This is a genomic window from Pseudomonas palmensis (assembly GCF_017848315.1).
Lineage (GTDB): Bacteria > Pseudomonadota > Gammaproteobacteria > Pseudomonadales > Pseudomonadaceae > Aquipseudomonas > Aquipseudomonas palmensis.
Map to the genome: position 1 here is coordinate 1 of NZ_JAFKEC010000023.1, position 21,738 is coordinate 21,738.

Annotated in this window: 20 protein-coding genes; 16 read left to right on the forward strand and 4 right to left on the reverse strand. The window is 65.2% G+C overall.

What is annotated here, in order from left to right:
- Positions 1-187: 187 nt before the first annotated feature.
- The 5 genes from glgX to JZZ72_RS14075 all read left to right on the forward strand — a co-directional run bounded on the left by glgX (position 188) and on the right by JZZ72_RS14075 (position 5,458).
- Positions 188-2,353, forward strand: coding sequence for a glycogen debranching protein GlgX (gene glgX, locus JZZ72_RS14055; RefSeq protein ID WP_054915395.1), 2,166 nt, complete (start codon positions 188-190; stop codon positions 2,351-2,353).
- 318 nt (positions 2,354-2,671) lie between these two features.
- Complete coding sequence (locus JZZ72_RS14060) at positions 2,672-3,730, forward strand: autotransporter outer membrane beta-barrel domain-containing protein (RefSeq protein ID WP_043862954.1); 1,059 nt, start codon at positions 2,672-2,674, stop codon at positions 3,728-3,730.
- A 118-nt stretch (positions 3,731-3,848) separates the two neighbouring features.
- Complete coding sequence (locus JZZ72_RS14065) at positions 3,849-4,934, forward strand: helix-turn-helix domain-containing protein (protein ID WP_043862955.1); 1,086 nt, start codon at positions 3,849-3,851, stop codon at positions 4,932-4,934.
- Positions 4,935-4,993: 59 nt separating this feature from the next.
- On the forward strand, positions 4,994-5,176 hold the full coding sequence (locus tag JZZ72_RS14070; RefSeq protein WP_146095039.1) for a hypothetical protein: 183 nt from the start codon (positions 4,994-4,996) through the stop codon (positions 5,174-5,176).
- A 30-nt stretch (positions 5,177-5,206) separates the two neighbouring features.
- Positions 5,207-5,458: a hypothetical protein gene (locus JZZ72_RS14075; RefSeq protein ID WP_043862957.1), complete on the forward strand. Its 252-nt coding sequence runs from the start codon at positions 5,207-5,209 to the stop codon at positions 5,456-5,458.
- Here the strand turns inward: JZZ72_RS14075 and JZZ72_RS14080 are convergent.
- A complete protein-coding gene (locus JZZ72_RS14080) occupies positions 5,455-5,805 on the reverse strand; it encodes a hypothetical protein (RefSeq protein WP_043862958.1) in 351 nt (116 codons plus the stop codon). The genes JZZ72_RS14075 and JZZ72_RS14080 overlap by 4 nt on opposite strands.
- A 171-nt stretch (positions 5,806-5,976) precedes the next feature.
- Here JZZ72_RS14080 and JZZ72_RS28105 point away from each other — a divergent pair, with 171 nt between their 5' ends.
- From JZZ72_RS28105 to fdhE, 5 genes are all read left to right on the forward strand, one after another.
- Entirely contained in the window at positions 5,977-6,255 is a 279-nt protein-coding gene (locus JZZ72_RS28105; protein WP_116054465.1) for a YceK/YidQ family lipoprotein, read from the forward strand.
- 230 nt (positions 6,256-6,485) lie between these two features.
- On the forward strand, positions 6,486-9,536 hold the full coding sequence (fdnG, locus tag JZZ72_RS14090; RefSeq protein ID WP_081315155.1) for a formate dehydrogenase-N subunit alpha: 3,051 nt from the start codon (positions 6,486-6,488) through the stop codon (positions 9,534-9,536).
- 19 nt (positions 9,537-9,555) lie between these two features.
- Positions 9,556-10,446 carry a formate dehydrogenase subunit beta gene (gene fdxH / locus JZZ72_RS14095; RefSeq protein ID WP_269210608.1) on the forward strand — a complete coding sequence of 297 codons (891 nt, stop codon included), beginning with the start codon at positions 9,556-9,558 and terminating at the stop codon, positions 10,444-10,446.
- On the forward strand, positions 10,443-11,090 hold the full coding sequence (locus tag JZZ72_RS14100) for a formate dehydrogenase subunit gamma (RefSeq protein WP_043862960.1): 648 nt from the start codon (positions 10,443-10,445) through the stop codon (positions 11,088-11,090). Before fdxH ends, JZZ72_RS14100 begins: the two co-directional genes overlap by 4 nt.
- Entirely contained in the window at positions 11,087-11,977 is an 891-nt protein-coding gene (gene fdhE / locus JZZ72_RS14105; protein ID WP_043862961.1) for a formate dehydrogenase accessory protein FdhE, read from the forward strand. The genes JZZ72_RS14100 and fdhE overlap by 4 nt, the downstream gene beginning before the upstream one ends.
- Here fdhE and JZZ72_RS14110 read toward each other — a convergent pair.
- Positions 11,974-12,426: a GNAT family N-acetyltransferase gene (locus JZZ72_RS14110; RefSeq protein WP_043862962.1), complete on the reverse strand. Its 453-nt coding sequence runs from the start codon at positions 12,424-12,426 to the stop codon at positions 11,974-11,976. The two genes, fdhE and JZZ72_RS14110, sit on opposite strands and share 4 nt — an antisense overlap.
- A 112-nt stretch (positions 12,427-12,538) precedes the next feature.
- Between JZZ72_RS14110 and JZZ72_RS14115 the strand changes: the two genes are divergently transcribed.
- Complete coding sequence (locus JZZ72_RS14115; protein WP_058541110.1) at positions 12,539-14,062, forward strand: FAD-dependent oxidoreductase; 1,524 nt, start codon at positions 12,539-12,541, stop codon at positions 14,060-14,062.
- 5 nt (positions 14,063-14,067) lie between these two features.
- Here JZZ72_RS14115 and JZZ72_RS14120 read toward each other — a convergent pair whose 3' ends face one another.
- Positions 14,068-15,261 carry a sugar transporter gene (locus tag JZZ72_RS14120; protein WP_043862964.1) on the reverse strand — a complete coding sequence of 398 codons (1,194 nt, stop codon included), beginning with the start codon at positions 15,259-15,261 and terminating at the stop codon, positions 14,068-14,070.
- Positions 15,262-15,630: 369 nt separating this feature from the next.
- Between JZZ72_RS14120 and JZZ72_RS14125 the strand changes: the two genes are divergently transcribed.
- The 4 genes from JZZ72_RS14125 to JZZ72_RS14140 all read left to right on the forward strand — a co-directional run bounded on the left by JZZ72_RS14125 (position 15,631) and on the right by JZZ72_RS14140 (position 18,989).
- Entirely contained in the window at positions 15,631-16,344 is a 714-nt protein-coding gene (locus JZZ72_RS14125; RefSeq protein WP_236066279.1) for a GNAT family N-acetyltransferase, read from the forward strand.
- Positions 16,345-16,481: 137 nt separating this feature from the next.
- Positions 16,482-17,174: an N-acetyltransferase gene (locus JZZ72_RS14130; RefSeq protein ID WP_104573075.1), complete on the forward strand. Its 693-nt coding sequence runs from the start codon at positions 16,482-16,484 to the stop codon at positions 17,172-17,174.
- A gap of 234 nt (positions 17,175-17,408) precedes the next feature.
- Positions 17,409-18,098, forward strand: coding sequence for a GNAT family N-acetyltransferase (locus JZZ72_RS14135; RefSeq protein WP_043862966.1), 690 nt, complete (start codon positions 17,409-17,411; stop codon positions 18,096-18,098).
- Between the two features lie 303 nt (positions 18,099-18,401).
- A complete protein-coding gene (locus JZZ72_RS14140) occupies positions 18,402-18,989 on the forward strand; it encodes a biliverdin-producing heme oxygenase (protein WP_210014617.1) in 588 nt (195 codons plus the stop codon).
- 90 nt (positions 18,990-19,079) lie between these two features.
- Here the strand turns inward: JZZ72_RS14140 and JZZ72_RS14145 are convergent, their stop codons facing one another.
- Positions 19,080-20,480, reverse strand: coding sequence for an amino acid permease (locus JZZ72_RS14145; protein WP_043862968.1), 1,401 nt, complete (start codon positions 20,478-20,480; stop codon positions 19,080-19,082).
- Positions 20,481-20,814: 334 nt separating this feature from the next.
- On the opposite strand from JZZ72_RS14145, the gene gcvA reads away from it, so the two are divergent.
- Positions 20,815-21,705 carry a transcriptional regulator GcvA gene (gcvA, locus tag JZZ72_RS14150; RefSeq protein ID WP_043862969.1) on the forward strand — a complete coding sequence of 297 codons (891 nt, stop codon included), beginning with the start codon at positions 20,815-20,817 and terminating at the stop codon, positions 21,703-21,705.
- Positions 21,706-21,738 lie beyond the last annotated feature (33 nt).

The following is a 21,738-nucleotide window of genomic DNA, read 5'->3' on the forward strand; positions in this document are numbered from 1 at the left end:
GTCCAAGGCCAAGCCGCCGGCCCCTGCGGCCAAGCCCGACCCGGCAAAGAAGCCGCGTACCGCGAAGAAGCCCGCCACGCCCTGACGCCGCCGTACCTTGCGTCACTACCGCCCCGGGGCAGCGCAACGCTGCCCCGGCGCCCAGTGCGTCGCCTTTCGCCCCCCAAGGATCGCTACAAGGATTGCCATGACCCAGCCCAAGTCCAAACACAACACCCAGCCCGACGCCGTTGAACCTTCGCGCATCCGCGAGGGCCTGCCCTTCCCCCTGGGCGCCACCTGGGACGGCCTGGGTGTGAACTTCGCACTGTTCTCGGCCAACGCCACCAAGGTCGAACTGTGCCTGTTCGACGCCAGCGGCGAACATGAGCTCGAGCGCATCGAACTGCCCGAGTACACCGACGAGATCTACCACGGCTACCTGCCCGACGCGCACCCGGGGCAGATCTACGGCTACCGCGTGTACGGCCCCTACGAGCCGCAGAACGGGCACCGTTTCAACCCCAACAAGCTGCTGATCGACCCGTATGCCAAGCAGTTGGTCGGCGAGCTGCGCTGGTCCGAGGCCTTGTTCGGCTACACCATCGGCCACCCCGATGGCGACCTCAGTTTCGACGAGCGCGACAGTGCGCCGTTCGTGCCCAAGTGCAAGGTCATCGACCCGGCCTACACCTGGGGCCGCGACCAGCGCGTGGGCGTGCCGTGGGATCGTACCGTGTTCTACGAAGCGCACGTGCGCGGCATCAGCATGCGTCACCCGGCGGTGCCGGAAGCGGCGCGCGGTACCTTCGCCGGGCTGATGAACGACGAGCTGCTGGGGCACATCAAGGGCCTGGGCGTCAGCTCCATCGAGCTGCTGCCGATCCACGCCTTCGTCAACGACCAGCACCTGCTGCAAAAGGGCCTGAACAACTACTGGGGCTACAACAGCATCGCCTTCTTCGCGCCCCACCCGCGCTACCTGGCCAACGGCAAGATCGCCGAGTTCAAGGAGATGGTCGCGCACCTGCACGACGCCGGCCTGGAGGTGATTCTGGACGTGGTCTACAACCACACCGCCGAAGGCAACGAGCAGGGCCCCACACTGTCGATGCGCGGTATCGACAACGCCTCGTACTACCGCCTGATGCCCGACGACAAGCGCTACTACATCAACGACTCGGGCACCGGCAACACCCTGGACCTGAGCCACCCCTGCGTACTGCAACTGGTCACCGACTCGCTGCGCTACTGGGCAGGCGAGATGCACGTTGATGGCTTTCGCTTCGACCTGGCGACCATCCTGGGCCGCTACCACGAAGGCTTCGACGAGCGGCACAGCTTTCTGGTGGCTTGCCGCCAGGACCCGCTGCTGAGCCAGGTCAAGCTGATTGCCGAACCCTGGGACTGCGGCCCCGGTGGCTACCAGGTGGGCAACTTCGCGCCGGGCTGGGCCGAATGGAACGACCGCTTTCGCGACACCGTGCGCGCCTTCTGGAAAGGCGACGAAGGCCAGCTGGCCGACTTTGCCGCGCGCATGACCGCCTCCGGCGAGCTGTTCAACCGCCGCGGCCGGCGCCCCTATGCCTCGGTCAACTTCATCACCGCCCACGACGGCTTCACCCTGCGCGACCTGGTGTCGTACAACGACAAGCACAACGAGGACAACGACGAGAACAACCAGGACGGCAGCAACAACAACATCTCCTGGAACCACGGGGTCGAGGGGCCCACCGACGACCCCGAGATCAACAGCCTGCGCCAGCGCCAGATGCGCAACTTCTTCGCCACCCTGCTGCTGGCCCAGGGCACGCCGATGATCGTGGCCGGCGACGAGTTCAGCCGCACCCAGCACGGCAACAACAACGCCTACTGCCAGGACAGCGAGATCGGCTGGATCAACTGGGACCTGGACGAGCAAGGCAGCGCCCTGCTCAAGTTCGTCAAGCGCCTGACCAAGCTGCGCCTGGCCTACCCGATCCTGCGCCGCAGCCGCTTCCTGGTGGGCGACTACAACGAGGCGATCGGGGTCAAGGACGTGACCTGGCTCGCGCCGGACGCCAGCGAGATGAGCGTGGAGCAGTGGGAAGACCCGCAAGGGCGTTGCCTGGGCATGCTCATGGACGGGCGCGCGCAGGTCAGCGGCATCCTGCGCCCGGGGGCAGACGCCACCTTGCTGCTGATCGTCAACGCGCACCACGACGGCGTGGACTTCACCCTGCCCGACGTGCCCGAGGGCGAGTACTGGAACTGCCTGATCGACACCGACCGGCCGCAGCTGCGCAAGGCCCAGCGCCTGGAATTCGGCAGCGTGTTCAACGTCACCGGACGCTCGTTGCTGCTGTTGGAACTGCAACGGGACGAGGACGCCTGACGCTTTAGCAATCATTCGAAATAGCCAGCCGCGTTGTCATTCGCAACGCGGCTATGCCCATTCAGTAACCGCTATTTTTCAACCGCTTACCCCCTCCAACACGGCCATCACAAAATAATCACACTATCTTGACGCCTGCCTGCGACTCTCCTTAGCTACACCTAGAACCACCGTGTTCAACTTCATTCCGGGCCTCTGGCACGCGGCTTTGCGCGCGCCATGGGGCAGGTTTGCTGGTTTGGGTCGCTCTCTGTTCCTGCCTTACAGCCCGTGACATCAGGCCAGACCTTTGGCTGTAACACACAGAGGAGATCGGCCATGAAAAGCGCACCCTGCCCTTCGGGGCTCGAGTATGTTTTCTACGCACTGTCGACGTCGCTGCTGCTGGCAACCCCGCTCGAAAGCCTGGCGGCGGGGCTGGAAGACGACGACCCGATGTTCAACCCGGCACACGGCCTGGCGCTGCCGTCGCTGGTCCCGGCCAGCGTGTCGGGGCTGAGCCTGGGTACGCTGGGGGCGTTTTCCGAACGCCTGGCAGAGCGCACGGCGGTGTTCGGCGACGAAGGCATTGCCAGCCAGTGGGCGCAGTTCTTTCCCACGCCGGTCAGGACTGCCCCGCAACGCCTGGATGCCCCCAACCAGAACCTGCAGATCGCCCCCGACCTGTTCGTGCGGGAAACCGCCGGCGGCAACACCCACCGCGCCGGGATCTTCATGGGCCACAGCAACCTGCAGGGCGGCCTGGACAATCGCCGGCCACAGCTGGGCGACAAGCAGAACGCCGTGCGCCTGGAAGGGCAAAGCCTGGGCATGTACTGGAGCCTGCAGCATGACCAGGGCTGGCATGTGGATGCGGTGGCCATGGGCACCCGTTTCGACGCCAGCGGGCGCGGCAGCGACGGCGAACGGCTCGATGGCAACGGGCACGCGCTGACCTTCTCGGTGGAGGGCGGCTTCCCCATCGGCCTGGGCAAGCACTGGGTGATCGAGCCCCAGGCGCAGTTGATCAACCAGCAGTACTACCCCGGCAACGACGCCCAGGCCCAGACCCTGCAGGCCTATGACAGCCAGCCGAGCTGGACCGGTCGGGTGGGGGCGAAGCTGTCGGCCCGCTACGAGGTGCGCGGCATGCCCATCGAACCCTATGTGCGCACCAACGTGTGGTACGACTTCTCGAACGCCGACACGGTGAGCCTGGACAAGGTCGACAAGATCAGCAGCGGACGCAACGCCACCACCGTGGAGGTGGGCCTGGGCCTGGTGGCACGGGTGACGCCCAAGGTGGCGCTGTTTGTCAGTGCCGATTACAGCAGCGACGTGGACGACAACGACTTGAACGGGTTGATCGGCAACCTGGGGGTGCGTGTGCGCTGGTGAGCGGCGCTGAATGCATCGCGGGTCAGGCCCGCGATGCGACGCGCATACCCCCGTCAACCTGAGGTTGACAGCTTATGTATACTGGCCGGCCATGCCCTCGCCAAGGACACCCCAGCGCATGACCGAAAACAGCTTCGCCTTTCGCCTCAAGGAACTGCTCGAACACCACAAGCTGACGCTGCAGGCGGTAGGCACGGCCCTGGGGATCTCGCGCACCGCCGTGCACAAATGGACCCGCGGCGGCGAGATCGACTACGCCAACCTGCGCAAGCTGGCCGACTTTCTCAAGGTCAACTGGATCTGGCTGCGCTACGGCGAAGAAGCCCTGCAGGACGTGCAGCAGACCCAGGTGGTGGAGCTGCCGATGACCGACCTGCGCCGGCGCTACACCGCCGAGATCATGGAGAGCGAAACCCGCATGAAGCTGGCCCAGGAAGGCGCCCGCATCGTGACCTGGGAATGGAACCTGATCAGCGACGAACTCACCTACTCGCCCAACGTCGAGGCCGTGTACGGCTGGCAGGTGATCCGCAACGAAGACTTCTGGGTGCACCTGCCCCCCGAGGACGTCGAGATGCTGCAGGCGCTGTACAGCAAGACCCTGCTCGAAGGCGAAGGCTGCGAGTGCGACTTTCGCATCTATCGCCCCGACGGCGAGATGCGCTGGATCGCCTCCCGCGCCACGGTGGTGCGCGACAGCGCCGGGCGCGCGGTGAAGATGGTCGGCATCAGCATGGACAACACCGAGCGCAAGGTCGCCGAAGAGCAACTGCGCAACAGCGAGGAACGTTTTCGCGCCATCTTCGAACTGGCCTGGGGCGCGCTGGCCTACATCGACCCGGACGGCACCTGGCAGCGGGTCAACGGCAGCTTCTGCGAGCTGCTGGGCTACAGCGCCGAAACGCTGTACGGCATGACCTTCCAGCAACTGACCCACCCCGACGACCTGGCCGCCAACCTGCAGTTGCTGCAGCGCCTGCTGGCCGGCGAGATCGAGCGCTACGAAGTGGAAAAGCGCGTGCGCCACAAGCAGGGCCACTACATCTGGGTACGTGCACGTACCGCCCTGCAGCGCCGCCAGGACGGCCAGCCGCAGCATCTGATCAGCGTGTTCGAGGACATCGGCGCCGAACGCCAGGAACGCGAACGCCTGCAGGCACGTATCGAGGCGCTTGAAGCACAGCGCGGGGCTTCGCAGGCATGAGCCGCTTCGTGGGGGTGTTTCACTTGCGAAGCCGGCATGCCGTGGACAGGGGCTTCAAGGTGCACGCGCTACACAGCGACAATCATGCCGATGCGCACCTTGAAGCGGGCGACATACGCAATGAACAGGGCTACCAGGACGATCAGACCTGCGACTTCACCGTGATCGAGATTGCCAGCACTGCCCTGGCGCCCCGGCGCCTGAGCTGGCTGGAGCGCATCACGGGCAAGCTGCATGCATGACCCCATCCCTGATCTGACTGCGGGGCGCACATGAGCCGCTTTGTCGCTGTGTTTCACCACTGGCATATCACCAAACGCAACCTTGGCTTCGAGGTGCACAGCCTGGCAGGTCGCGATCAGGCACAGGCGCACCGCGAAGCCTGCGCACGGTTGGCCGATCAGGAAGTGAGCGATATCGTGCGCTGCGCCTTCACCCTGGTTGAGATCGGCGCGCATGAACACGTTGCGCGCCCGCTGAGCTGGCGCGAGCGCATCACCGGGCGTTTCGAGGGGCGTGGCTAGAGGCAGGTGGCCAACGCCGCCATGCGCCGCTGGGCCAATGCATCGTCCTTGAGGGTGTAGAACTTGACCACCGTGCCGCCGGCTTCGGCGCGCACATCGGCGAAGTATTCGGCATCGCGTGTCGACACCGTGGCCCCGCCGTTGGGGCCGGCGTCGAGGTAGCCGCTGGCATCCACGCCGAAGACGGCTTCGTCCTGCCAACCGAACTGGATGCACTCGGCCACCAGCGGCTCGGCCTTGGCCGAGGTGAAGGTCTTGTGCGGTGCGCCCAGGCGAGCCTGGTTCATCGTCGACGAGGCGCATCCGGCCAGCACCAGTGCCGTACCCAATAGCATTGCTGCGCGCATGGTTGTCTCTCCCGTTGGTTGTGTGTCGGCAGCACCGGGCTCTTCGCTGGCCCTGTAGAAGCTGGCCTTGCCAGCGAAGAGGCCTGGCCTGCTGATTGAAAAAGGAGCGACTGTAGCATTGCCCCGGCCCCCGGTGAGAGAATGCCGCGCAGAAAAACGGACCCTCCCCCTGTGCCAAGGAACAGCACCATCCGAATCCTCTCGCTCGCCCTCATCGTCTCCACCCTCGCCCTCACCAGCTGCGGCACCATGATGCGCGGTGGGTACTGCGCCGAATGTGCATCCCCAGGCATGTACCGGGGCGTGCGCAACAACTTCTCGTTCCTGTTCAGCGCCACCTCGGCGCAGTTCTGCTGGCCGCTGATCGTGTGCCCGCTGGCGTTTATCGTCACCGCGCCCGTGGATATCGTGATCGATACCGCAATGATCCCCGCCGACCTCTCGCGCTGAATGCCAAACAATCGAATCCCTCTATAGGTTCATCGACAAGGTCGATTAGTCACAAATTAAGTAAGGGCATAAACTGCCCCCGAATGCGCGCAATACACCCACGATAGAAAGGGTCTTGGCGCGCACCCTCTGTGACTAGCCTGCATACCACTTACCGATCCTGACGCTGATCTCGGCGGGCCTGCGCGTGCGCGGCCGATTCTGGAGCTCGTTTGTACAAGGAGATAACCATGGGACTGGGCAGAAGACAGTTCTTCAAGCTGTGCACCGTCGGCGCTGCCACCGCCACTGCGGCCAGCCTGGGCTTCGCCCCGGGCATGGCCCAGGCCACCCAATCACGCCAGTACAAGCTGCTGCGCGCCAAGGAAACCCGCAACAACTGCACCTACTGCTCGGTGGGTTGCGGCGTGCTGATGTACAGCCTTGGCGACGGCGCCAAGAACGCCAAGGCGCGTATCTTCCACATCGAAGGCGACCCCGATCACCCGGTCAGCCGCGGCTCGCTGTGCCCCAAGGGCGCGGGCCTGGTGGACTACATCCACAGCGAACAACGCCTGCTCTACCCCGAATACCGCGCCCCTGGCTCGGACAAATGGCAGCGCATCAGCTGGGATCACGCCATCGAGCGCATCGCACGCCTGATGAAGGACGACCGTGACGCCAACTTCATCGAGAAGAACGACAAGGGCACCACGGTCAACCGCTGGCTGAGCACCGGCATGCTGTGCAGCTCGGCCGCCAGCAGCGAAACCGGCTCGCTGGACCAGCGCTTCACCCGCGCCCTGGGCATCCTGGGCACCGACAGCCAGGCCCGTGTGTGCCACGCCCCTACCGTCTCGGCCCTGGCGCCGACCTTCGGGCGCGGCGCCATGACCAACAACTGGGTCGACATCAAGAACGCCAACGTGGTGCTGATCATGGGCGGCAACCCCGCCGAGGCGCACCCGGTGGGCTTCAAGTGGGTGATCGAGGCCAAGATCCGCAATGGCGCCAAGGTCATCGTGGTGGACCCGCGCTTCAACCGCAGCGCCGCCGTGGCCGACATCTACTCGCCGATTCGCGCCGGCTCCGACGTGACCTTCCTGATGGGCGTGGTCAACTACCTGATCACCCACGACAAGATCCAGCACGACTACGTGCGCGCCTACACCAACGCCAGCCTGATCGTGCGCGAGGACTACAGCTTCGACGACGGCCTGTTCAGCGGCTACGACCCGGCCAAGCGCAGTTACGATCGCAGCTCCTGGACCTACGAGCTGGACGCCGACGGCTTCGCCAGGCGCGACATGACCCTGAGCCACCCGCGCTGCGTGTGGAACCTGCTCAAGACCCACGTCAGCCGCTACACCCCGGACATGGTCACCAACATCTGCGGCACGCCCAAGGCCGACTTCCTGCAGATCTGCGAGATCCTCGGTACCACCAGTGCCCCGGACAAGACCGCCACCTTCCTCTACGCCCTGGGCTGGACCCACCACACCAACGGCGCGCAGATGATCCGAGGCTCGGGCATGATCCAGCTGCTGCTGGGCAACATCGGCATGGCCGGTGGCGGGGTCAACGCCCTGCGCGGCCACTCCAACATCCAGGGCTACACCGACCTGGGCCTGCTCTCGCTGCGCCTGCCCGGCTACATGAACCTGCCATCGGATGCGCAGACCGACCTGGCCACCTACCTCAAGCAGACCACGCCCAGCGCGGTGCTGCCCGACCAGGTCAACTACTACAAGCACACCCCCAAGTTCTTCGTCAGCCTGATGAAGAGCCTGTGGGGCGACAAGGCCACCAAGGACAACGACTGGGGCTTCGACTGGCTGCCCAAGTGGGACGACAGCTACGACGTGCTCAACTACAGCAACCGCATGTACGAGGGCAAGGTCAACGGCTACATCGCCCAGGGCTTCAACCCGGTGGCGGCGTTCCCGGACAAGAACAAGGCCCAGGCCGCGCTGGAGAAACTCAAGTTCCTGGTGATCATCGACCCGCTGGCCACCGAGACCTCGAGCTTCTGGCAGAACCACGGCGAGGAGCACGACGTGGACACCGCGGCGATCCAGACCGAAGTGTTCCGCCTGCCCTCCTCCTGCTTTGCCGAGGAAGACGGCTCGATCGTCAACTCTGGGCGCTGGCTGCAATGGCACTGGGCCGGCGCTGCGCCGCCCGGCGAGGCCTGGCACGACGGCAAGATCCTCGGCCACCTGTTCCTGAAGATCCGCGAGCTGTACGAGAAGGAAGGCGGTGCCAACCCCGCGCCGATCCTCAACATGGCCTGGGACTATGCCGACCCGTTCGACCCCAAGCCCGAGGAAGTGGCCAAGGAATCCAACGGCCGCGCCCTGGCCGACCTGCACGACGAACAGGGCAACCTGATTCTGCGCAAGGGCCAGTTGCTCGACGACTTCTCGCAGCTGCGCGACGACGGCACCACTGCCAGCTTCAACTGGATCTTCGCCGGCTCCTGGACCGAAAAGGGCAACCAGATGGCACGGCGCGACAACGCCGACAGCGGCCTGGGCTGCACCCCGGGCTGGGCCTGGGCGTGGCCGCAGAACCGGCGCATTCTCTACAACCGCGCCTCGGCCGACCCCCAGGGCAAGCCGTGGGACCCCAAGCGCAAGCTGATCGGCTGGGACGGGGCGCGCTGGAGCGGCGTGGACGTGCCGGACTTCGCCGTCACCGCTGCACCGGGCACCAACACCAACCCGTTCATCATGCTGCCTGAAGGCCTGGGCCGGCTGTTCTCGGTGGGCGCGATGAACGACGGGCCGTTCCCCGAACACTACGAGCCCACCGAAAGCCCGCTGGCGAACAACCCGCTGCACCCGAACGTGACCTACAGCCCCACCGCGCGGGTGTACGAAAGCGATCGCAAGCGCATGGGCAGCCGCGAGCAGTTCCCGTATGTGGCCACCACCTACTCGATCACCGAGCTGTTCCGCCACTGGACCAAGCATGCGCGGCTCAACGCCATCGTGCAGCCCGAGCAGTTCATCGAGATCGGCGAGAAGCTGGCCGCCGACAAGGGCATCGTGCAGGGCGACCTGGTGCGCGTCAGCACCCAGCGTGGCTACATCAAGGCCAAGGCCGTGGTGACCAAGCGCATCCGCCGCCTGGCCATCGACGGGCAGGACGTCGACACCATCGGCATCCCCTGCCACTGGGGCTATGAAGGCACCACGCGCAAGGGCTTTCTGGCCAATACCCTGACCCCGGGGGTGGGCGATTCCAATACCCACACGCCGGAATACAAGGCGTTTCTCGTGAACATCGAAAAGGCCTGAGGGAGCGAACTTCATGTCCATGCAATCCCAAGACATCATCAAGCGCTCGGCCACCAACGTGCTGACCCCGGCGCCGCGTGCGCGCGACCACCAGGCCGAAGTGGCCAAGCTGATCGACGTGAGCATCTGCATCGGCTGCAAGGCCTGCCAGGTGGCCTGCAACGAGTGGAACGACCTGCGCGACGAGGTCGGCCACAACGTCGGCGTGTACGACAACCCGGCCGACCTGTCGGCCGAAACCTGGACGCTGATGCGCTTCGATGAAGTCGAAGATGAAAGCGGCAAGCTCGAATGGCTGATCCGCAAGGACGGCTGCATGCACTGCGCCGACCCGGGCTGCCTGAAGGCCTGCCCGCAACCGGGGGCGATCATCCAGTACGCCAACGGCATCGTCGACTTCCAGTCCGACCACTGCATCGGCTGCGGATACTGCATCGCCGGCTGCCCGTTCGATGTGCCGCGCATCAGCAAGAAGGACAACAAGGCCTACAAGTGCACCCTGTGCGTGGACCGCGTGTCGGTGGGCCAGGAGCCGGCCTGCGTCAAGACCTGCCCCACCGGTGCGATCAACTTCGGCAGCAAGCAGGACATGCTGCACCAGGCCAGCGAGCGCGTGACCGAGTTGCAGGGCCGCGGCTTTGCCGGCGCCGGCATCTACGACCCGCAGGGCGTGGGCGGCACCCACGTGGTGTACGTGCTGCAGCACGCCGACAAGCCGCACCTGTACCACAAGCTGCCCACCGACCCGCGCATCAGCAGCGCCATCCATGGCTGGAAGGGCTGGCTCAAGCCGGTGGCGGCCGTGGCCTTCTTCGCTACCCTGGCCGGCACCCTGTTCCACTACGTGGGCGTGGGGCCGAACGAGGTCGAGGAAGCCGACGAGAAACACGAGGAGGACACCCACGCATGAACAAGGACAAACTGATCCTGCGCACCCGCTTCATCGAGCGTGCCAGCCACTGGGTAATGGTGCTGTGCTTCCTTGCCGTGGCCCTGTCGGGGCTGTCGTGGTTCTTCCCGTCGCTCAACGGGCTCAACGCCGTGTTCGGCACCCCGCAGCTGGCGCGCATCCTGCACCCGTTCTTCGGGGTGGTGGTGTTCCTGCTGCTGGCGTTCCTGTTCGTGCGCTTCGTCAAGTACAACCTGCCCGAGCGTGAAGACCTCGCGTGGTTCAGGAACGTGCGCCAGGTGCTGGCCGGCGAGCACGAGCCGGCGCTGCAGATCGGCAAGTACAACGCCGGGCAGAAGATCCTGTTCTGGGGAATCATGGGCCTGATCAGCGTGCTGCTGGTCAGTGGCGTGGTGATCTGGCGGCCGTACTTCGCGCCGTGGTTCAGCATCCCGTCGATTCGCATCGGCCTGCTGGTACACGCCATTGCCGGCATCTGCCTGATCCTGCTGATCATCGGCCATGCGTACCTGGCGTTCTGGGTCAAGGGTTCGATTCGCGGCATGGTCACCGGGTATGTGAGCCGCAGCTGGGCCAAGACCCACCATGACCGCTGGTACCGGCAGATCAGCAACAAGCAGAGCGGGAGTGGCAAGCAGCAATGAACAGCATCCAGATGACCCCTGCCGAGCAGCGTAGCGCCGGCGTTGGCGAAATACCTGCCGTGCTGCTGCCGACCCTGGGCGAGCGCTACCGCCAGCGCGCCACCCGCCTGCGTCAGCTGGCCGAGGGGCACCCGATGGCCGACTACCTGCGGTTCGTGGCACAGGTGGCCGATGCCCAGCAGCAATTGCTCGAACGCCTGCCGCTACCGGCAACGCTGGTGAGCAGCCTGGCCGGGCGGGTAGCCGCCGGCAAGGCGCCGCTGGCCTGGGCCAGCCTGCCGCGCGATGCCTACTGGCAGCAACTGTTGCGCGGGCTTGGCGAGCACATCGAACACGCCACCCTGCAGGGCCTGTGTGCGCAGGGCGAGGCCGCCCTGGACGTGGCGGCCGATGCGTTGCTGGCAGGCCGCTTCAGCGAAATCGACAGCGGTCAGGCGCTGTTCCTGTGGGCCGCCCTGTCGCTGTACTTCACCCAGCTGGCGGCGCACCTGCCCGCCATCGGCAATGCCGGCGTGGGCGAGCAGCGCCAGCATTGCCCGGTGTGCACCGGGGCGCCGGTGGCCAGCGTGATCATGACCGGTGCCCAGGCCGGGCTGCGCTACCTGCACTGCGGGTTGTGCGAGAGCCGCTGGCACATGGTGCGGCTCAAGTGCAGCAACTGCGAAGAGACCGGCAGCCTGGACTACTGGTCGCTGGATACCCATGAAACCGCGATCAAGGCCGAGAGCTGCGACGACTGCCACAGCTACCTGAAGGTGTTCTACCCCGAGCACGAGCGCGACCTTGAGCTGGTGGCCGATGACCTGGCCTCGATCGCGCTGGATGCCGAGGTGGAGCGCCAGGGGTTCGATCGCAGCGGCGTGAACCCGTTTCTGTTCCCGGGCTAGAGCGGGTACTGCATCAGCCAGTGTGATTTGCCCCAGGCCTGGAACTGCTCGAGGTACTGCCACCCCCGCTTGTGGTAGTACTCGGCGCGGTCGTGGGTGTGCAGGTAGAGGTGCGTGTGCCCCAGGGCCCTGGCCTTGGTGCAGATGCCCTCGATCAGCGTTTCGGCCAGGCCTTGGCCGCGGGCTTGCGGGCTGACGAACACGCAGGCCAGCCACGGGCTCAGGTCGGGCCGCAGGGGCAGGTCGTCGCGGGCCAGTGAAGCGCTGCCCAGCAGGTTGCCGTCATCCAGCGCCAGCAGGCTGTACAGGCTGCCGTCAGTCTGGCCATCGGCGAACTCCTGTTGCCATTGGGCCAGCGGTACGTCGGCGTATTCGTAGGCGAACTGCTCGTGCAGCCAGCGGGCCAGGGTATCGCTGTGGTGTGGGTGGTTGCTGAGCCAGTCGATCATGGGTGTGCTCTGGGCGTTGGGGGGATGCAAAGGTACACCGAATTGGATGAGGGGTGTGGCCACCTGCATCTACACTTGTCAGTGCCACCGCACCTTCCCGGAGGACCGCGCCATGCCCCACTCTGACGTCCTGATCATCGGCGCCGGGCCCACCGGCCTGGTCCTGGCCCTGTGGCTGAGCAAGCTGGGCATCTCGGTACGCATCCTCGACAGGACCAGCGCCGCCGGCACCACCTCCCGCGCGCTCGCCGTGCAAGCCCGCACCTTGGAGCTGTACCGCCAGCTGGACCTGGCCGACGCGGTCGTTGGCGCCGGCCACCAGGTGCCCGCCGCCAACCTCTGGGTCAAGGGCGAGCCCGCCGCACGCCTGCCTTTGGACAGCATCGGCGCCAACCTCACGCCCTACCCCTTTCTCGAAATCTACCCGCAGGACCAGCACGAGAACCTGCTGATCGAGCGCCTGCGCGGCCTTGGCGTGGAGGTCGAACGCAGCACCGAACTGCTCGGTTTCACCCAGCACGACACCACCGTCAGCGCACGCCTGCGCCTGCCCGACGGCAGCGAGCAAGACTGCGAGACGCATTACCTGGCCGGCTGCGACGGCGCCCATTCGGCCGTGCGCAACGGCCTGCATGTCGACTTCCCCGGCGGCACCTACCAGCAGCTGTTCTACGTGGCCGACGTGGATGCCAGCGGCCCGCCCATGAACGGCGAGCTGCACGTGGACCTGGACGAGGCGGACTTTCTGGCGGTGTTCCCGCTGGCCGGCACAGGCCGCGCGCGGTTGATCGGCACGGTGCGCGACGCACGCGCCGAACACCCCGAGCAACTGCGTTTCGAGGATGTCAGCCAACGTGCCATCGAGCACCTGCAACTGCAGGTGCTCAAGGTCAACTGGTTTTCCACCTACCGCGTACACCATCGCGTGGCCGGGCATTTCCGCCAGCAGCGCGCCTTCCTGCTCGGCGACGCCGCGCACGTGCACAGCCCGGCCGGCGGCCAGGGCATGAACACCGGCATCGGCGATGCAATCAACCTGGCCTGGAAGCTGTGCAGCGTACTCAAGGGCAAGGCCCACGATGACCTGCTCGACAGCTACCCGGTCGAGCGCATGGCCTTCGCCCGGCGCCTGGTGGCCACCACCGACCAGGTGTTCACCTTCGCTACCGCCGATGGCAGCATCGCCAACCTGTTGCGTACGCGCCTGGCACCGGTGCTGATACCGCGCATGGCGGCATTCGCCAAGGCGCGCAGCCTGCTGTTTCGCACGGTCTCGCAGCTGGGCCTGAATTACCGCCTGATGCCGCTGAGCTTCGGCAGCGCCGGCCATGTGCAGGGCGGCGACCGCCTGCCCTGGGTGGTCACGCAGGAACACGACAATTTCAGCGCGCTGTCGCACCTGGGCTGGCAGGTGCACGTGTACGGCCTGGCCAGCAAGGAACTGAGCGCCTGGTGCGCCGCACGCCAGCTGCCACTGCAGGTTTACCCCTGGTCGGCCGCCTGCACGGCCGCCGGCCTGGCACGCAACGCGCTGTACCTGCTGCGCCCCGACAGCTACGTGGCGCTGGCCGAACCCTCGGCCTCCACCGCCGCCGTGGAGCGCTACTTCAGCGAGCGGGGCCTGCGCCCCTGGTGAGGTGCTTACGCCGGTTTGTCGGCGCCCAGCACCCCGGCATAGCGGTAGGTGGTCACGCAACACAGCACCAGGCCGCTGACCGCGACCGCGCCGCCCACCAGGCCGATGTCGCCAAGGCCCATGTGGGTACTGACCAGGCTGCCCAGCAATGCCCCGCCACCGATGCCCACGTTGTACAGCCCCGAGAACATGGCCATGGCCACGTCGGTGGCATCGGAAGCCAGCACCAGTACCTTCGATTGCAGGGCCAGGCTGAAACACATGATCGCCATGCCCCATACCATGCTCAGCGCGCAGAGCAGGGTCGGGTTGACTGCCAGCGGGGCCAGCAGCAACAGGCTCAGGGCGATGGCGCCGATGGCGCCAATCGCGAACCCCCGCGGGAAACGCTCGCTGTAGCGACTGAACAGGATCGAGCCGAAGATGCCCGCCCCGCCATACAGCAACAGCAGGATGGTGGTCATTTCGCCGCTCATCGCCGCGACCTGCTGGCTGAACGGCTCGATGTAGCTGTAGGCGGTGAACTGCGCGGTGATGCCCAGCACCACCAACGCATACACCGAGAGCAGCGCCGGCCGCTTGAGCAGCATCGGCAGGCTGCGCAGCGAACCGGAGTTCTGGCTGGGCAGGCGCGGCAGCGAGCGCATCAGCCACAGCAACGTCAGTACCGAGACCCCGGCGATGCCCATGAAGGTGGTGCGCCAGCCCAGCGCCTCGCCCACCACTCGCCCCAGCGGAATGCCCAGCACCATGGCCAGGGTGGTGCCGGTGGCCAGCACCCCGAGGGCCTTGGCCTGCTTGCCCGGCGGCGCCACCCGCACCGCCAGCGACGCGGTGATGGCCCAGAACACCGCGTGGGCCAGTGCGATACCGATGCGGCTGAACAGCAGCATGCCGAAGCTGGTGGCCATGCTCGACAGCACATGGCTGGCAATGAACAGCACGAACAGGAACGCCAGCAGCTTGCGCCGCTCGATGTTGCGGGTCATCAGCATCATCGGCAGCGAGGCCAGCGACACCACCCAGGCATAGATGGTCAGCATCAGCCCGACCTGGGCGGTGGGCATGTCGAAGCTGCGGCCGATATCGCTGAGCAGGGCCACCGGCACGAACTCGGTGGTGTTGAAGATGAATGCAGCCAGGGCCAGCGCGAAAACGCTGAGCCAGCTGCCATTACGGGTATCTGCGGGGTTGTTCATCGGACGGGGCAAGGCTCCGGGGCGGGCGCGTCAGACGCGACCCTGGGTTCAATGAAACCTGCGCGGCAAAAGGCGCGCAGGCAAAAGCCACCCCTGGGCCGGCGGCCTGGGTGTTGCGCTGCAGAAGGTTGTTATAGGTAGGTGCGGGTCGCAGGCCCGATGGTACGTCATGCGTCGGGGGGGCGACAATAACGCTCGCCGCGCCGCGCCGGCCCCACCGATGAAACTTGCCACGGACATGCAGTGTCTTTGTCATGAGCCCGTAGTAGTGCAAAGCCTGACAAGGGCTGCAGCATTGTCCGATGGTCAGGGTTTACCGACACACGCCTAATCGGGGTCCCTTGAGTACCGGATCTGCCAGGAGGCCGTATGCGCCTAGTTTCGCAACTGCTCCAACGTCTCAGACAAAAAGGCCTGCGTCGCGCCTTGCGCCCGCTATGGCAACGCCACGTGTTCCAGCACTGGCAACTGGTGTGGCTGGACCGCGACCCGTTGGCCAGGGTGCCTCGACAACGCACCCGCCCCTGCCCTCCCGTGCGGCTCGTCCAGATCACCCCGAGCAACACCGACGCGTTCGCGCGCCATTTCCCCGGCCAGTTGCAGGCCATGAACGACCTTGCACGCGAAGGCCACACCGGCCACATGTACCTGGACGAAGCCGGTGACGCGGTGGCGATGGTGTGGGCCAGCACCCGTGACTATCACGACCGGCACTACTACGGCTGCACCTTCCCGGTACAGCCCGGCGAATACTTCCAGTTCGCCGGCGAAGTCGAGCGCGCCTACTTCGGCACCGGCCTGTCCACGCGGGTACAGACCGAGCTGTGGGAGGCCATGCTCGCCAAAGGCTGCACGCGCATCGTGGTGGTGGTGGCGCTGGACAACGCACAGGCAGTCAAGATGCACCTGCACCTGGACTACCACGAACAGGGTCGCATCACCCACGCGTACAGGTTCTTCGGGCGCTGGTACTTCTCCTGCGTGACCCACTACAGCGGCTCACGCCTGGCCCACCTGGCCCCGCGAGCCAGACGCAAGGCCGACAGCGAGCCGGCGCCGCAGCTGCACGACACCGACGCCTGAGCGCCTACGCCCCGGGTTGCAAGGTCATGCAGCGCGCATGACCTTCAGCTTACCGGGGCTGTAGAGAAGGCCGATGGCATGCAACTGCCGGTGGACGCCTAATCGGAGCTCCTGGAATAAAACCTGTCGGAGTTCTCATGCAATTGATCGAAATCGCCCACCAGCGCATCAGACAAAAAGGCTTGCTGCGTGCGCTTCGCCCGCTGTGGCGCCGCTACATCTTCTCGCACTGGCAACTGGTGTGGTTGCAGCGCAGCCCCCTTGCGCCCGTCGCCGCGCAACGCAGGCGCACCTGCCCGCCAGTGCGCCTGGTAGCGATAACACCCCACAATACCGAGGCCTTCAGCCGTTACTTCCCTGGCCAGGTGCAGGCCATGACCGACCTCGCCGAACAGGGCCACACCGGCCACATGTACGTGGACAGCCACGGCAACGCGGTGGCGATGGTGTGGGCCAGCACCCGCGATTACCACGACCGCCATTACTACGGCTGCACCTTCCCGGTGCAGCCGGGCGAATACTTCCAGTTTGCCGGGGAAGTCGACCGCGCCTACTTCGGTACAGGCCTGTCGACCCAGGCCCAGCTCGACCTGTGGTCCGCCATGCTGGCCAAGGGGTGTACGCGCATCGTCAATGTGGTGGCGCTGGACAACGTGCAGGCGGTGAAGATGCACCTGCAGCTGGATTATCAGGAACAGGGTCGCATCACCCACGCCTACAGAGTGTTCGGTTGCTGGCGGTTCTCGCGCACCACCCACTACAGCGGCAAGCGCCTCGCTCACCTGGCGCCGCGGGCCCGGCCACGGACCCCTGACACCTTCATCGCCTGAGCAGAACCGCGCCTTGATTCAGGCGCCATTAAATCGTCAAAAAAGCGTCAGACCTTTCCGATCAACTGCTCTATGCCGGTAACCTCCGGTGTAGAGCGGTTCACCCTTGTTACACATATTTTGAAACAACCGCTGCGATGGCTTTTTGACACGCCGTCAAAACGCTGGGCTATACCATGAAAAAGATTTCATCAAACCCACCGTTTCATCCGCCCTATCCGGCAAGGAGGCACCATGGGTGCTTTGCAGAACGTGCGCGACAAGATCAGAAGAAAAGGCCTGCGCCGCGTCGCCAGAACCCTCTGGGAACGCCATGTGTTCTATCACTGGGAACTGCTGTGGATGGAGCGCGACCTGGTCAGTGCGGTACCGCCGCACAACCTGCGACCGCACAAGCCGGTGCGCCTGGTGACCATCACCGAGGACAACGCCGTCGCCTTTGCCCGCCACTTCGGCGACCGTGTGCAAACCATGGCCGAGCTTGCCCGCGAAGGCCACACCGGGCACATGTACCTGGACGATGCCGACAATGCGGTGGCGTTCATCTGGGGCAGCAAGCGCGACTACCTGGACCGTCACTATTACGGCTGCACCTTCCCGGTCAAGGAGGGCGAGTTCTTCGAGTTCGGCGGCGAGATGACCCCGTCGTACTTCGGCACCAGGCTGTCGGTGGATGCCCAGGTCAACCTGTGGGCGGCCATGCAGGCCCAGGGCTGCAACAAGGTGGTGGACGTGGTCGAGACGCACAACGTACCGGCCATGAAGCTGCACCTGCGCATGGGTTATCACGAACAGGGGCGCGTGGCGCACGTGTACTGCCTGTTCGGGCGCTGGAAGTTCTTCCGCGAGACCACCTACAGCGGTTCACGCCTGGAACAGCTGCGCAAGCCGCGGGCAGTCAAGACAGCCGCCGCACCGGCATGAACCTGCCAGCCCCTGCGCCCGCGCTGCGGGTGCAGGGGCCTGCTCGACACCCCTGCTCAACCCCGCATCTACCCGCCCTGCGCGGCGCTTGACCGTACCTGGAGCGCATGCAAGCATCCGCCGGCCATAACGCCCACGAATGCAGTCAGAGACGAATGCCCCGGGATGAAGATTCCATTGCAGATCCACGCATTGAAGACGCTCGCCTGGCAGGCCGGGTGCTGCACGGAACGACGATGGCGCGAGAGAGTCTAGGCATTGGCATTACCAATGCCTGCTCACTGCCGACATGAGACCCCGACCATGAATGCCCCCGCCTCCCCTGCGCCCGAACCCGGCCGCTGCCAACGCCTCAAGGCCGCCAGCCGCCGCGAGCACGACAGTGTCGATACGCTGGTGATGGGCGTTCGACCGTTCGAGAGCCGCGAGCGCTATGCATTGTTTCTGCAGGTGCAGCACCGCTTTCATGGCAGCCTTCAAGCCTTGTATGGCGATGCGCAGTTGAACCGCACATTGCCCGGGCTGGCGGCGCTGTCGCGGTTCGAGGCAGTGCAGGCCGATCTGCGCGACCTTGGCCTGCCGGTGCCCGGTGTACCAACACCTGTGCAGCTGTCTGCGCCAGCTGAAGCACTGGGCTGGCTGTACTGCAGCGAGGGCTCGAACCTGGGGGCGGCGTTTCTGTTCAGGCAGACCCAGCAACTGGGGCTGGACGCGCAGCGTGGCGCCCGGCATCTGGCGCCGCACCCGGACGGGCGTGCGCTGCAGTGGCGCCAGTTCGTGGGGTTGATCGATGCACTGGTGCTGAGTGAGGAACAGGAGCGCCAGGCGGTGGATGGGGCGCTGGCGGCGTTCGAGTTCTATCGCAGCAGCGTGCGCGACATTTTCGGCTGAGGCCTGTGGCGACGTCTTCGCCGGCTCCTGCAGGGTTCACGATGATCCTGCAGGAGCCGGCCTTGCCGGCGATCGAGTGCGCAGCGCTCGCTAACCCTGGTCGGTCATCGCCTGCGGCTGATGCTCGATACGCGCCCGCTTGCGGTAGAACGCGATGCCCAGGATCAACGCCGTCACCGCCGCCGTCATCAAGGTCTCGTAGCGGTAGTCGGGGCTGAATAGCATGTAGCCCAGCACCAGCGAAATCACCACGATCACCAGCCAGGTCAGCCACGGGAACAGCCACATCTTGAACGCCAGCTCGGTGCCCTCGCGCTCGACGATGGCACGCATGCGCAGCTGCGACACGGCAATCACCAGGTACACCAGCAGCGCAATGGCCCCGGTGGTCGACAGCAGGAAGCCGAACACCTTGCCCGGGAAGGCGAAGTTCACGAAGCAACCGACAAACCCGGCCAGGGTCGACAGCAGCACCGCCACGGTGGGCACGCCACTGCCGGAAATACGCTTGGTCAGCGGGTGCGCCTCACCGCGCGCGCCCAGCGAATAGAGCATGCGCGAAGCAGTGTACAGCCCCGAGTTCATGCAACTGGTCACCGCCACCAGCACCACCACGTCGATCAGGAACTTGGCACCCGGCACGTTGAGGATTTCCAGCGCGCGCTGGAACGAACCCACCTGCAGCAGGCGCGGGTCATTCCACGGCACCAGCGCGACAATGAAGAAGATCGAGAACACGTAGAAGATCGCGATGCGGTACACCACCAGGTTGGTGGCGCGGCGGATCTTGTCTTTCGGGTTGGCGGTTTCGTCGGCGGCAATGGTGACGATCTCGGCACCGAAGAACGAGAAGATGGTCACCAGCACGCCGGCCAGCACGGCGCCGAAGCCGTTGGGCATGAAGCCGCCATTGGACCACAGGTTCTCGACGCCCGAGGTCTGCGCCAGCGGCCATACACCGCTCACCCCCATCAGGCACACCACCAAAAAGCCGATGATCGCCACCACCTTGACCAGGGCGAACCAGTACTCGAACTTGCCGAAGTTCTTCACGCTGATCAGGTTGCTGCACGACAGCACGATCATGATCAGGAAGGCAAAGGCCCAGGATGGCACGTCGGGGTACCAGGCGTGCAGGATGTCGGCACCGGCGATTGCCTCGACCGGAATGATCAGTACCCAGAACCACCAGTACAGCCAGCCGATGGTGAAGCCTGCCCATGGCCCGATGGCCCGCCCGGCGTAGGTGGAGAACGAGCCGCTGTTGGGGTCGGCGATGGCCATTTCGCCGAGCATGCGCATCACCAGCAGCACCAGCAGGCCGGTAATCATGTAGGAGATGAGGATGGCCGGACCGGCCTTGGCGATGGCGTTGGACGAACCGATGAACAACCCGGCGCCGATGATGCCGGCGATGGAGATCATCGAGACCTGACGCGAGGTCAGGCCGTGCTTGAGCGAGCGTTGCGGTTTTTCTTGTAGGGACGACATGGTTGCCTCTCTGGCCAATGCCTGCTGCACCTGGTTGCGCGATGACCGCGCAGGTCAGGCCAAGGTCTTCATGGAAAGTGTGCGGCAGCAGAAATGTAAGGAGCCGTTATTGTTTTTTGGGCATCAAACGTGATGTAACGGGTACTGATCGGCCTCTTTTCGATAAGTTTCGGACGCACTTTTCCCGGTCCCTCGGGGCATCGAAACTAGCAGTTGAAATGATTGACGCAGGTCAGTATTAATCTGCGAACAGGCTGCTTACAAACGACCTTTTATCACCACATGATTCCTCCATGGAATGAACTCAGTCCTTTTCATCTGCCCGGTGCCCTCGATGTCCAAGCGTTTGATGCCCTCCACCACCACCCTGCAATGCTTCGAAGCGGCGGCCCGCCACCTGAGCTTCACCCGCGCCGCGCAGGAGCTGCACCTGACCCAGAGCGCGGTGAGCAAGCAGGTGGCGCAACTCGAGGAAATGCTCTGCCACAACCTGTTCCAGCGCGTGCGCCGGCGCCTGCACCTGACCCCTGCAGGCTCGCTGTACCTGGCCGAGGTGAACAAGATCCTCACCCAGCTGGACATCTCCAGCCGCTACATCCTGACCTACGGCGGCGAGACCCAGGTGCTGACCGTGGCCACCCAGCCCACCTTCGGCGCACGCTGGCTGGTGCCCAACCTGCACGGTTTCAGCCGGCAGCACCCGAACATCCATCTGGACATCAAGAGCGAGCTGGAACCCTTCGACCTGCTCAACAACAAGGCCGACATCGCGTTTTTCTTCGGCCAGGGCACCTGGCCGGGGGCCACCTGCATCGAGCTGTTCCATGAAGAGGTGGTGCCGGTGTGTCACCCCGAGCTGATCGCGGCAGCGCTGCCACGCAGCGCCGAAGACCTCGCCCGCCACCCCTTGCTGCAATGCACCTCGCGCCCGGAGGCCTGGCACGAGTGGTTCCTGCAGCAGGACCTGCAGTCCCAGCACAGCTACCACGGGCCGCGCTTCGACACCTTCTACCTGTGCATCCGCGCGGCCCAGGCCGGCTGCGGCATCGCCCTGGTGCCACGCTACCTGGTGGCCGAAGAACTGGCCGAGGGCAAGCTGGTGGTGGCCTGGGCGCACACCATGCCCAGCGAGGGCGCGCACTTCATCGCCCATGCCGAGCATGCGGCGCAGGTGCCGAAGGTGAAGGCGTTCGTCGAGTGGATACAGGGCAGGATCACGATTTGACGGAATGATTGCTCGACTTTATTTCGCTTGTGG